This window comes from Gracilibacillus alcaliphilus (genome assembly GCF_016909015.1).
GTDB classification, from domain to species: Bacteria; Bacillota; Bacilli; order Bacillales; family Amphibacillaceae; genus Gracilibacillus; species Gracilibacillus alcaliphilus.
In genome coordinates this window covers 120024-132083 of the sequence record NZ_JAFBFA010000006.1, presented here as the reverse complement: position 1 = coordinate 132083, position 12060 = coordinate 120024, and the positions used below count along the sequence as shown (strand labels likewise).

The following is a 12060-nucleotide window of genomic DNA, read 5'->3' as shown; positions in this document are numbered from 1 at the left end:
CCCTGAAAAACCAAATAAATTTATTAGAAAAGGAATGTATAACAGTGAAAAAGTTACTCTTCTTATTTTTCGCATGCCTCATTTCCCTAAGTCTGACAGCTTGTAGTAACAAACAGTCTGAAATCCAGGCCATTGAACCTGAAATTGAAATAGCTGTAAACGAAAAGACTCCTCTCCCACCTGTTAATCACATTCAAACTACTGAAAAAAAGATGGCTCTGACCTTTAATGGGTTGGCAGATCAAGTAACCATGAAGCGATTGTTAGACCAGCTAAAAATGTTAGATATACATGCTACCTTCTTCCTACAAGGGATGAAAGTGGCTGAAGAACCAGAACTAGTGCAGCAAATTATCGAACAGGGACACACCATTCAAAATAACACCCTAAATCATGTACTGATTCAAGACTATGATTACGACCAGGCATATGTGGAACTATTCTTAGCCAATAAGGTCTTTAAAGAAGAACTAGAACTTAAACCCGCTTATGTCAGAAGCCGTTCTGGAGATACATCAACTGCTTTTGAAGAGGCCGCCGCCCAGTTGGATATGCGTGTGGTAACCAATACGATTAACCCAAATGATGGGGAGATGCAAAGTGCAGCGGAAATAGCTGATTATATTGACCGTTTTACCAACCGGGGCGCTGTGATTCAATTAAACACTTATCTTAATCCAGAAGTCATCCAATCACTTGAATTAATCAAACAAAATGCAGCAGCCAAGGGTTATACCTTAAACACACTAGAAGAGGTGATGAAAGGAAATTATGTCAATGAAGAAGTGATACCGGTCACGAACAATCTACAAGTAAACTTGGATTATAAAGAGGTACAGCCTAACATTATCCGAAAATTTGCAACAGATAAAAAAGAAGTTGCGTTAACCTTTGATGATTGGGCAAGTGATGAAACTCTGTCGCAGATCTTGGATATCTTAGATCAATATCAAATTTCTTCTACCTTTTTCGTCATTGGCCGCGGAGTGGAAATCAATCCGCAGCTAGCCCGTTTAATAGAAGAACGGGGACACGAAGTAGCCAGTCACTCCTATCATCATCAAGTAATTACGGAAATGGGTACTAAAGAATTGCAAGAAGATGTAGTCTTGAATGACCAAATTCTTACAGAAGCTCTGCAAGAAAAACCTTTAAACTATTTTAGGCCGGCCCAAGGTTTAATTGATGACAGAACAGCTAAAGCTATAACTGCTACAGGTGTGGATTATATTATTCTCTTTGATATTGCTTCATTAGATTGGGATCTTAACCGGCCAGAAGACGAAATTTATCACCGCATCGTCGATAACGTACAACCAGGCAGTATTATCGGTCTGCATATTCTTGATGAATCACATACTATTCAGGTTTTACCACGCGTTATTGAAAATCTGCAATCACGAGGCTACGAATTCAAGAAAATATCTGAATGGGTTAGCCAATAAAGGAAAAGGAGGAAGGCTGCTTGCACCAGCTACACGATTATGGCAAAACGTGAAAAATTAACTGTACCTAAAAAAGACCGGCGTACTCTGTCCAATATTCCTGACCCAGATGGTATTAGAAAAACGCTTGATCGCAGAGGAAATTTAATGAAAGATGAGACGAATCCCAATACTGCCTATCAAGCAAGAATGAACGGCAAGCGTTATATGGCAAAGTTTCCCGTAAATGTACGACTACATGGACGTAAAGTAAAGGCCAGTTGTGTAGACATCTCTAATACAGGGATGTTAGTACAGATACCACACGCTGATTTAAAACAAGATTTGGAAGCAAATAAAAATGCTAAACTAACATTCACCATCCCTCCGGCTGCCATGCCAGAGGGATATGAAGCAAAGTTCAAATTGCAGGGTAAGGTAGTACGTCATTTTAATGAAACAACCAATGCCGCCTCCTATACTTATTGTGCTTTTGAGTTTGAACAATCCTTAGAGAGTTATTTGAAAAAGCGGCGATGGGGCTTATCGATTTTTACAGCAAGTCTGCTCCTCTTTTTCATGATGTTAATCGTTATTCTTATGAGAACTGAAAGTGTTATCTATTTTAAGTTTAATAAGTTTCTGTATTTTTATAGTTTAATAGCCGCTACCTTTTTGTTGAGCCGTTATGTTTTCGGGATGGTTTATCGCAATGTGCCAGTCAACCTTTCTTATGAACCAGGAGTAAGTATAGTAATTCCTGTTTTCAATGAGGAAGAATGGATAGAACGAACCATTTTAGGCTGTATCGATCAAACCTATCCGATTGATAAATTAGAGGTTATTATTGTTGACGATTGTTCGACAGACGGCAGTGTAGAGAAAATAAAAGAGACAGTCGCAAAAATATATCGAGAAGGCCATCGTTTTAAAACAGAAGAACGGCTGAAATTTATCCAATTACCTAAGAATGCCGGGAAGCGAGAAGCATTGGTAGAAGGTACAAAAGCAGCTACTCATGAATTGGTTGTCTTTGTAGATTCTGATAGCTTCTTAGAGCCAAATGCGATCCGGAACATTGTTCAGCCATTTCAAGATCCGAAAATGGGCGGTGTATCCGGCAGAACAGAAGTAGAGAATAAGTTCACCAATGCCCTGACGAAATTACAAACTGTACGTTATTACATTGCCTTCCGTATCATGAAGGCAGCCGAAGCAACGTTTGATTGTGTTACATGTTTATCCGGACCGCTTTCTTGTTATCGGAAATCGTTGGTATTGGACAATGCTGAGGCATGGCTCAATCAACGCTTCTTGGGGCATCCTGCCACATTTGGCGATGACCGCAGTATGACCAATTTTATCTTAAAAACACATCGGACTGGTTATCAGGACAAAGCAGTCTGTTCAACGATTGTACCGTCTGATTTCCATGTCTTTCTTAAGCAGCAAATGCGCTGGAAGCGGTCTTGGCTAAGAGAATCGCTGCGGGCATTGACTTTTATGATCAAAAAAGAGCCCTTTATGCAGCTTTTCTTTCTTGTAGGATTAATTGTTCCCATTGCAGCCCCTGTTGTTGTTGCATTTAATTTACTGTATGTACCGCTTATGCATGGCATCTTCCCTACCACCTTTATCGTGGGATTACTAGTAATGGCATTAATGATGAGTTTTGCCCATTTGTTTTTCCGTAAGAGTACGTTATGGTTCTTCGGTTTTGTATTTGTCATGTACTATGAATTTATCCTGCTATGGCAAATGCCTGTTGCATGGGTTACCTTCTGGAAATCAACATGGGGGACACGGGAAACCCCGCAAGATGTCGAAGCACGGCAAAAAAAGGAGCTTAAAAAAGCGCTGCGCAGGAAAAAAAGACAACATGGGTAATCGAAAGGAGGTTAGGAAGTCATGTTTCAGTTTGGTAAAAATACGAAACTCAATGTCAAAAGAAAAAACCGCAAGAAAGTAATCAGTGTCATCGTGCAGTCTATAATGATTGTCTTACTGTTGATCATTGTAGTGCAGGCGATTTTCTTTACTAATAAATTTCAAACTGTCTCCAGCAGTGAACTGACGAATGATCATGGATTTATTGCCTTATCTTACTTTGGCGTGGACCGCAGCGGATCGGCGAAACATATTTCGAAGGATGAACTGAACAAGCATCTGACAGTTTTAAAACAACAGGGATTTGAAACTATTTCACAGCAACAGATATTGGATTTCTATCAGAATGGCACTCCTTTACCAGAAAAGGCTTTATTCCTTTCATTTGAAGATGGCCGGACCGATTCGAGTATCTTTGCCCAAAAGACATTGGAAGAACTGAACTATCGAGCTACAATGTTTACGTATGCCAATAAAATGGATACGAGAGATACCAAATTCCTTAAACCTAAAGATTTAATCCCAATGATGAATAGCGGATACTGGGAGCTTGGTTCCAATGGATATCGGTTAACTTATACTAATATTTTCAACGAGGACGGAGCATATTTGGGTGAAATTGATGAGAATGATATCCCTGATAAAATGCAGATGGAGTACTATAATCATTATCTGATGGATTATTTGCGTGATGAATATATGCTCCCGAAAGAAACCCGCAAAGAAATGGAAGCAAGGATTATCGAAGATTATCAGCAAATGCAGGATATTTATCAAGCAGATTTTGATAAAATGCCAAAGGCTTACGCCATCATGCACGCGAATTCTCTCTATAATGGTATGAATGAAGCGGTAGAACGTATTAATGATAAAATGATTAAAGATACCTTTGCCTTTCATTTTAATCGAGATTGGGAGTCTTATAATGATAAAGACACAGATATATATAATTTAAACCGTTTGCCAGTAGCCCCCCACTGGCCGGTCAATCATTTATTAATGAAGATTCAAGATGATCATAATTGGGCGATTGACTTTGAACAAGGAGATGCAGAGACAGCGCAACACTGGGATTTAACCAGTGGAGCAGCTGAATTTGATCATACGTCAATTATCCTTACTTCTCAGCCTAATAAAGAAGTAGTCGCAACTTTAAAACAAGCATTACCCAACCATTTTATTGCTGACATGAGCTTAAAAGGCAATATAATGGGAGAACAGACGGTATACCTCCAGTCTAGCGACCAACAGAACCAAATTCAGATCATGCTGAAGAAAAACACCTTATATATTTATCAAACAAACCAAAAAAATCAGGTAGAATTATTATATAAAGAACCGTTAAGCGAGGTTTCGTGGAGCGGCAAAGATTATGCCTTTAATAAGGCGACTACCTACGATTACCATGATACACAAAGCGGATCAAGGATTGACGAAGAAGATTATCCGCTGACATTGGCAAACAAGCGCTCCCTTACATTGGAAATGGAACCGGGAAATCTGCTTATCAAAATAGATGGTAATACTGTAAAGCAAATAGAGCTGGCTTATGCTGCAGATAGTTATCAGCTGCAATTGGCTGGAAAAAGCATCAAGTTAAATACCTCTCATCAACGGAGTGAAGATACAATTTATGACTCTATCGTTGAAGATTTGCGAATTACATCTGGTGAAAACACCATCTATTCTGTTACTGACGAAGGCGAAACTATTTATCGCATCATAGATAAAAGAAGTTCAGAAGTAATTGACTTCTTTATTGAAACTTTTTAACAACCTCTTTAAGAAAGGAAGATGGAAGTATGATGATACGGTCTCTGCTGATCCTCTCATTCTTACTCCTACTACTTAGTGGCTGTTCACTGAATAAAGAACAGGCCCTACCAGGGGGTCATCACTCAAATAATGAGGAAGGAATGAATAAGATTCATACTTCCATCTGGTTAGTAGACTGGATGCATGAAGAGAGCTTGAAAGAGGCAGAAATGCTCTCTTCTACTGATGACATCCTATTGTTTGGCACATACTTTAATCAAGATCAACAACTGTATCCAGCACAAAATACTGAAAGCTTAATTGATAAGACATTAAAAAGTTCACTTCAGCAAAAAGAGATTTATCTGAGCATCATTAATGATCAATTCTTACATGACGGCTCAGTTATTCAAAAAAATCCTGACTTATTACAGGCACTGTTAATTTCAGAACAAAACCGCTCCGTCCATATCAAGGAAATTACCGATTATGTGAAACCACTAGCTATTGACGGAATTGAAATTGATTATGAGAAGATTCCGGACTCCTTAGTCCCTGAATTTATTCTATTTCTTACAGAGTTGAGAGATGAACTTCAAGAAGAGGGGTTAAGACTTCGAGTGGTATTAGAGCCTACCTTTCCCAGCCGACAATATGACTTGCCTAATGGGATTGCTTATATTGTGATGGCATATAACCTATATGGTTATCACAGTGGCCCTGGACCCAAAGCAGACTATCGTTTTTTGGATGAAATTATTACTAACTTTCCTCATCAAGATAATGATTTTCAGATTGCCTTGTCTACCGGTGGATTTAGTTGGGCCGATGGCAATATTAAGGCATTAACAGAACAGGAAATACAACGATTAATAGACAAGCATCACCCAGAACAAACCCGTGATGCAACAAGTGACGCAATGACCTTTTCCGTAATAGATGAAGGTGCTGACACAGAGGTTTGGTATGCAGATGAAACAACTATAAAAAATTGGGTACAGTACCTCACATCACATGGAAATTATAATGCCTTTTCTTTTTGGCGGACAGGAGGTTTATCTAAGGCTTCTATTGACCAGATCAATCGCTTGCCGGATGAAATACAGCCAAACTAAACCTAAATCAGAAGTATAGTGCAAAAAAGAAAGGAGAGTAAATCCATAAAATGGGTTGGCTCTCCTTTCTTTTCGACAAATACACCTCAGCTTTGTTCTATTTCACCTAAATAGAAGATAAAATCATGAGAATAAACTTGTCCTAGCAGCAGTTCTTATGGAGAAAGTCATGACCAAAGCTTGATTTAGAAGTTTATAAGCTCATTCATACAGTTGCCTTTTGGTATTACGAAGACAATAAAAAAACGTAATGCCTCATTTAAAACGAAACACTACGTTCACCCCTATGTATGGAGCGGGTGAAGGGAATTGAACCCTCGACATCAGCTTGGAAGGCTGAGGTTTTACCACTAAACTACACCCGCATATTCATTGTTTCACTAATCAGAACCACGCTTATTATTATAGCAATCTACACGTTCATTTGCAATAGTTGTCGAAAAAAAGTTTTAAAATTGTCGACTTGGGTAAACTATTGTTAAATACAAGAAATCATGCAATAAGAAAGAGTTTCTTCCTTATTCATGATAAAAGCCCGTACTGTAATAAACATAAGGAGTGATCAGATGATTTGGACGATTATTGGTATTTTGGTTTTGTTCTGGCTGCTAGGATTTATATTTAATGTGGCCGGCAGCCTTATTCATTTTTTGTTAGTGATTGCATTAATTGTTCTGATTGTAAAGTTGATCAGAAAATGATAAACAAAGGCATTTCCTTTCTGCGACTTGTTGAAATGCCTTTGTTTCGTTATTAGCTGTGCAAGTTAATCTAAATAAATAACAGGATACTTAGCGCCATCACTGCCATCCCTGTTATCAATCCATAAATAGATGTATGGGCCTGATCATACTTCTTGGCAGCTGGCAGCAATTCATCAAGTGAAATAAATACCATAATACCTGCCACTGCGGCAAAGATAATACCAAATAAGACATCATTTAAAAACGGCATTAAAAACAAGAAGGCTACGATTGCCCCTATCGGCTCTGCCAAACCGGACAAAAAAGATAGGCGAAAGGCCTTCTTCTTATCACCAGTTGAAAAATAAATCGGAACAGACACGGCAATCCCTTCTGGAATATTATGAATAGCGATGGCAATGGCAATAGGTATGCCTAACATAGGATCCTTCAGTGCGGCAGTAAACGTAGCGATCCCTTCCGGAAAGTTATGGATGGCAATCGCTAATGCGGTAAAAGTCCCCATTTTTAATAAATTGCCGTCTCCATTTGGACTTTTATTCATATCTTCTACTTTTTTGACTTCATGCGGGTTTCCTTGTTTGGGGATCAGCTTATCAATTAAGGCAATTAACACCATGCCAGCAAAGAAACTAATGACAGTTACCCATTGTCCCTTACCGGTCCCTAAACCAGCCACTAATGATTCCTCAGCCTTGACAAAGATCTCTACCATAGAGACATAAATCATCACACCTGCTGAAAACCCTAATGCCCAGGATAAGAACTTTGTATTTGTATTCGATGTAAAAAAGGCTAATAAACTGCCTACTCCTGTAGCCAAACCAGCCATCAATGTAAGACCGAATGCTATTAATATATTACCATCAAAATCCAACTGACCCTCTCACCTCTTTTTCAGACCATCTCATTCTTTTGTAGACAGTATATGCGACTCGCCTAAAATAGTTTCTTCTAGGAAAAATATTACACCGTATACAAAAATACGTCAAGATTTTTATGAATTATTTCTTTGGAGTGTTTGATAGATCGCATTGCTTCTTAAACCAGCAAATAAAAACACCTCTAAAATCAAGGCTGTTAAACCATATTAGAGGTGCCGTATTCATAAAGTGAATTTTTGTTCAAATATTGTCAGGAAGAGGATTCTTTTTGGTAAGAATACCAATCTGCTATTTTATTACCATCTTCGACACGTAATTCCCTAATGATAAAATGACGGCCAGACATTTTATTCAAAATGGCCATGTCCATGTTGACAAGAGCTTGTTTACGGTGTAAAGGATTTTGTTTTCTTGCTAATGCTTGAACACGGTGCTGCTTAATGATTGCTGTGTCCTTACCTAATATACGGCTTTGCACGGTTATCTGACGATCATCAATGACATAGCCAGCTGTATGATATGACGCAAAACCATATAACAGGGCAATAATTAGTATAATAAGTGGAATCCAAATATATGACAAGAAGAAAATCCCTACCCCAATTGTAGCAAGCAACGGAATAATCGCCGATCTAACAAGATAGTAAGGCAGTGCCTTTTTGGGCAGAGAAACAAGCTGCTCCGTCTCATACGAATATTCAGGCAGTATTTCCGCCAAGAAAGACGTCAAGTCTTTTTTGCGCATTAATGGGAAAATAAGCGTATGCATTTCTTCGTTCTGATTGACTTCCCCACTGGCTATTTCTACATAAACTGAAACAAAGCCTAATGGCTGGTGAACAATAGATTCCTTGATACCTATCGCCTGAATTTTTTTTAATGGGATCGTTGATTGTTTCTTTTCCAATAGTCCCCTGGTAATAAATAATTCCTTCTCATAACGTGTAATCGTAAAATCCCAATTCTTGATAACGGTTTGCAAAATACTTAATAACCATAAGAATATAACTACTACTATCCCAAGTACAATCATAAGTTGGGCACCTAGAGACAAAACCCAGCGGCTGGCATCACTATAAAACTCGTCCGGGATTAATGCTTCTGCTTGAGAAAATACCACCCCGAAGATACCTAATAATATCCCAAAGCTTGCTGATGTTGAACCAGCAATTAGTAATGTTTTCAGAGTAATCTTACGCCGCGGCAGTTCGGTCTCCTCGATTGGATCAGGCTGTACCAGTGCTGGCTGCTCTTCTTCTTGGCCTTCTAGATCTGCTTCCAGTTCTTCTGGCACTTGTTTTTTATACTTCAATTCATCGTGCAGTCTTTGCCCTTCTGCCATTGATACAGCCGATAAAGCGGCATCAGTTGCTGGATCATTTCCTGCTGTCTCAATCTGTACCTTTGTTAAACCAAAAATTCGATGAATCACATTTTGTGATAAATCAATCGACTGAATGCGGTGCTTGGAGATGGTCCGTTTCTTCCGGATCAATATACCTCTTTCAATTCTTAATTGGTCATCCTCCAGCTGATACGTGAACCGCAACCATGACAACACGCTTACTAAAATTACCCCTGCCAACAACACTACCGCACTAATAACCATAACAATTAACAAGACACCATTCGTGAGCGCAATAATTACTAAAGGTAAAAGTCCCAGAACAGATTGTTTAATGGCTTGAATAATATTAAATATCATGGCAGCTGGGTGCAATCGTTTTGGCTCAGACATCATCTTGTTCCACCCTTGCTAATTCAGAAATTTGGTCCCGCAATTCTGAAGCCTCTTCTTCTAATAGAGCGGGAATCTGGTGTGTGGTAGCTGCAGTTGATATTTCTAATGTTGCTAGTCCGTATTTCTTTAGAATCGGGCCTTGCTGTGTGTCTACGTGCTGCACACGAATCATTGGTACAAGCGTTCTTGTTACAATTAATATACCATGCTGTATGTAGATCTCTTGATCATAAATTTGATACCGCCATCTGCGCCATCTCAACTTTGGTATGATAAAGGCGGTAACAACCCATTCGACGATGGTCACACCTGCTATAGCAAGTACTAACCATCCTGGCACAAAGTCCACATAGAAATATAGTACAATTGCCGCAATGGTAATGATAAAAGATATAATGGCAAATAAATGGGCCGTTAATTGCCAGGCTTTGATGGCATCTTTGGCAATCCTTACATTTGGCTGTTCTCTCATATATTTCACTCCTTCTAATTAATAATACGTGAATAAACATACATAGGTTTCAAATAAATAGAAATTATCTTTCCATTTATTGCGCAAACAACACAAGATTTTATCTAATGAAAACTTGACTTTATTATGGCAGAATTATTTCATCATGAAAAGTACAGATTGACAAGCTGCAGCTAATTCAAATCCATTTCTCTTCTTACAGCTCTATATGTAACTTTGCAAAATAGAACTAGATTCACCAAGAAGGCTTTGACGGTAAATGTTGAAGTGAGGCTTATAGACGATTAGCACCATGCTTATAACGCTATATTTATATTGTAAAAAATCCGTCCAGACGATACAATAAAATAGCTCTCTATGATAATTGACCTCCTGAGCCTTAGGTGAATACATTTTTAAAAATTAATTCAACATCTAATGAATATGACAATAAGTGAGGAACAGCTATGAATGGATATTTACTCTTAATAACCGCCATTGTGGGTGAAGTATTTGGAAGTTCCATGCTCAAGGCTTCTAATGGCTTTAAAAAACTCCTGCCTACTCTGGCTATCATTATGGGATACGGGATAGCATTTTATACACTATCCTTATCTTTAAAGATAATCCCTCTTGGAATGGCCTATGCTATTTGGTCAGGATTAGGAACAGCCTTGACTGCTTTAGCAGGTGTAATCCTGTATAAAGAAGGCTTCAACAGTAAAAAATTTATTGGATTAAGCCTGATTATTGGAGGAGTTATTCTCTTGAACTTGGGTGGCGTGCACTAATACAGAAAAAGAGGGGGTACATGATGAAGACATATCTTTTTTTAATCATCTCAATTATAACAGAAGTATTTGCTACCACTATGCTCAAAATATCAGAAGGTTTTACGGTACCATTTCCTTCTTTTGCAGCAATTATTGGCTATGGATTTTCATTTTACTTTCTGGGATTAACACTTAAAACGATGCCATTAAGTTTAGCCTATGCCATATGGGCTGGGGCAGGAACCGCACTAACAGTATTAATCAGTGTTATATTTTGGGGTGAGGTGTTAAGCATATTGAAAGTAATTGGAATCTTACTCATAATAAGCGGAGTAGTCGTACTAAACACAGCGAAAAGTAATGAGACAGCGACAACACTTTAAATTAGTGTCGACATATGGATAGAGCGAACAACCAATAGATTGACCGCTCTATGATTAATATTTTTATTTAAAATGTTCTGAACCGAATCGGATTTTTCCATAACAATCCCTTTGTTCTATCCCAATCACATGGATTGATTAGCAATTCTATGTATCATCACCGCGTTATAAGCTGCACCAAATCCATTATCAATATTGACTACGCTGACTCCAGATGCGCATGAATTAAGCATCGTTAATAAAGCAGACAAACCTTGAAAATTGGCACCGTAGCCCACACTAGTCGGAACGGCAATAATAGGATGGGCTACTAAACCGCCTACTACACTAGGTAATGCCCCTTCCATACCGGCTACAACAACCGAACTGGTTGCTTGTTGAATTTCTTCTATATGTGCCAATAGCCGGTGAATACCAGCTACACCCACATCATAAAAACGTCTTACTTCTACACCAAAGGCTTCTGCCGTTTTGGCAGCCTCTTCTGCAACAGCTAAATCAGAGGTCCCTGCACAAACAACGGAGACATAGCCCTTATAGGATGGTTTGAATGTACTATTTTTCATCAATAATATTTGACTGGTTTCATCATATTCAAAGGAGGGCAAGGATTGACAAATGACTGCAGCCTTGTCTGCTTTTATTCTAGTGATTAAAATGTCCTCCGCTTTTTTGATCATTGCCCGGGAAATATCGATAATTTGTTCTGCCGTTTTCCCTTCCCCAAAAATAATTTCAGGAAATCCTTGTCTTTTTTTTCGATGATGATCAACCTTAGCAAAGCCTAAGTTTTCAAAAGTTGCTAACTTTTTTTGCGCTTCATGAACAGAAAGTTGTCCATTTGCCACTTGCTGCAGGACCTTCTCTAGCATATATTCACTCCCTTATTTAGAAAAACTATAAATCTATAGCAAAATAGACTTACTTCCAATACTTTATACCT

At 38.5% G+C, this 12060-nt stretch carries 11 protein-coding genes and 1 tRNA gene; 7 read left to right on the top strand and 5 right to left on the bottom strand.

Annotation, left to right across the window (positions count from 1 at the left end; translation table 11 throughout):
- Positions 1-44: 44 nt before the first annotated feature.
- The 4 genes from JOD18_RS06880 to JOD18_RS06865 all read left to right on the top strand — a co-directional run bounded on the left by JOD18_RS06880 (position 45) and on the right by JOD18_RS06865 (position 6181).
- Positions 45-1445, top strand: a complete 1401-nt coding sequence (locus JOD18_RS06880) for a polysaccharide deacetylase family protein (protein WP_338029502.1) — start codon at positions 45-47, stop codon at positions 1443-1445.
- Positions 1446-1484: 39 nt separating this feature from the next.
- Positions 1485-3311, top strand: a complete 1827-nt coding sequence (locus tag JOD18_RS06875) for a glycosyltransferase (protein ID WP_204668206.1) — start codon at positions 1485-1487, stop codon at positions 3309-3311.
- A 21-nt stretch (positions 3312-3332) separates the two neighbouring features.
- On the top strand, positions 3333-5084 hold the full coding sequence (locus JOD18_RS06870; protein WP_204668205.1) for a polysaccharide deacetylase family protein: 1752 nt from the start codon (positions 3333-3335) through the stop codon (positions 5082-5084).
- A 143-nt stretch (positions 5085-5227) separates the two neighbouring features.
- Positions 5228-6181 carry a glycosyl hydrolase family 18 protein gene (locus JOD18_RS06865; protein WP_204668204.1) on the top strand — a complete coding sequence of 318 codons (954 nt, stop codon included), beginning with the start codon at positions 5228-5230 and terminating at the stop codon, positions 6179-6181.
- A gap of 291 nt (positions 6182-6472) precedes the next feature.
- Here JOD18_RS06865 and JOD18_RS06860 read toward each other — a convergent pair.
- A tRNA-Gly gene (locus JOD18_RS06860) sits at positions 6473-6546 on the bottom strand.
- 201 nt (positions 6547-6747) lie between these two features.
- Here JOD18_RS06860 and JOD18_RS06855 point away from each other — a divergent pair.
- Entirely contained in the window at positions 6748-6882 is a 135-nt protein-coding gene (locus tag JOD18_RS06855; protein WP_204668203.1) for a lmo0937 family membrane protein, read from the top strand.
- A 70-nt stretch (positions 6883-6952) separates the two neighbouring features.
- Here the strand turns inward: JOD18_RS06855 and zupT are convergent, their stop codons facing one another.
- From zupT to JOD18_RS06840, 3 genes are all read right to left on the bottom strand, one after another.
- Complete coding sequence (gene zupT, locus JOD18_RS06850; RefSeq protein WP_204668202.1) at positions 6953-7762, bottom strand: zinc transporter ZupT; 810 nt, start codon at positions 7760-7762, stop codon at positions 6953-6955.
- 257 nt (positions 7763-8019) lie between these two features.
- Entirely contained in the window at positions 8020-9510 is a 1491-nt protein-coding gene (locus JOD18_RS06845) for a PH domain-containing protein (protein WP_204668201.1), read from the bottom strand.
- The gene (locus JOD18_RS06840) at positions 9500-9982 is read right to left on the bottom strand and encodes a PH domain-containing protein (protein ID WP_204668200.1); all 483 of its coding nucleotides are present in this window, start codon (positions 9980-9982) and stop codon (positions 9500-9502) included. Before JOD18_RS06840 ends, JOD18_RS06845 begins: the two co-directional genes overlap by 11 nt.
- Positions 9983-10428: 446 nt before the next feature.
- Here JOD18_RS06840 and JOD18_RS06835 point away from each other — a divergent pair, with 446 nt between their 5' ends.
- Both JOD18_RS06835 and JOD18_RS06830 read left to right on the top strand, forming a co-directional pair.
- Positions 10429-10752, top strand: a complete 324-nt coding sequence (locus JOD18_RS06835) for a DMT family transporter (RefSeq protein WP_204668199.1) — start codon at positions 10429-10431, stop codon at positions 10750-10752.
- A gap of 23 nt (positions 10753-10775) precedes the next feature.
- Entirely contained in the window at positions 10776-11117 is a 342-nt protein-coding gene (locus tag JOD18_RS06830; RefSeq protein WP_204668198.1) for a DMT family transporter, read from the top strand.
- 125 nt (positions 11118-11242) lie between these two features.
- On the opposite strand, the gene larB is transcribed toward JOD18_RS06830, so the two are convergent.
- On the bottom strand, positions 11243-11989 hold the full coding sequence (gene larB, locus JOD18_RS06825) for a nickel pincer cofactor biosynthesis protein LarB (protein WP_204668197.1): 747 nt from the start codon (positions 11987-11989) through the stop codon (positions 11243-11245).
- Positions 11990-12060: the final 71 nt, after the last annotated feature.

Bases quoted from the DNA above. Each gene is read 5' to 3' on its own strand.
- JOD18_RS06870 (WP_204668205.1), top strand. From the start codon at position 3,333: ATGTTTCAGTTTGGTAAAAATACGAAACTCAATGTCAAAAGAAAAAAC.
- JOD18_RS06840 (WP_204668200.1), bottom strand. From the start codon at position 9,982: ATGAGAGAACAGCCAAATGTAAGGATTGCCAAAGATGCCATCAAAGCC.
- JOD18_RS06845 (WP_204668201.1), bottom strand. From the start codon at position 9,510: ATGATGTCTGAGCCAAAACGATTGCACCCAGCTGCCATGATATTTAAT.
- JOD18_RS06875 (WP_204668206.1), top strand. From the start codon at position 1,485: ATGGCAAAACGTGAAAAATTAACTGTACCTAAAAAAGACCGGCGTACT.
- JOD18_RS06830 (WP_204668198.1), top strand. From the start codon at position 10,776: ATGAAGACATATCTTTTTTTAATCATCTCAATTATAACAGAAGTATTT.
- JOD18_RS06855 (WP_204668203.1), top strand. From the start codon at position 6,748: ATGATTTGGACGATTATTGGTATTTTGGTTTTGTTCTGGCTGCTAGGA.
- JOD18_RS06835 (WP_204668199.1), top strand. From the start codon at position 10,429: ATGAATGGATATTTACTCTTAATAACCGCCATTGTGGGTGAAGTATTT.
- larB (WP_204668197.1), bottom strand. From the start codon at position 11,989: ATGCTAGAGAAGGTCCTGCAGCAAGTGGCAAATGGACAACTTTCTGTT.
- JOD18_RS06865 (WP_204668204.1), top strand. From the start codon at position 5,228: ATGAATAAGATTCATACTTCCATCTGGTTAGTAGACTGGATGCATGAA.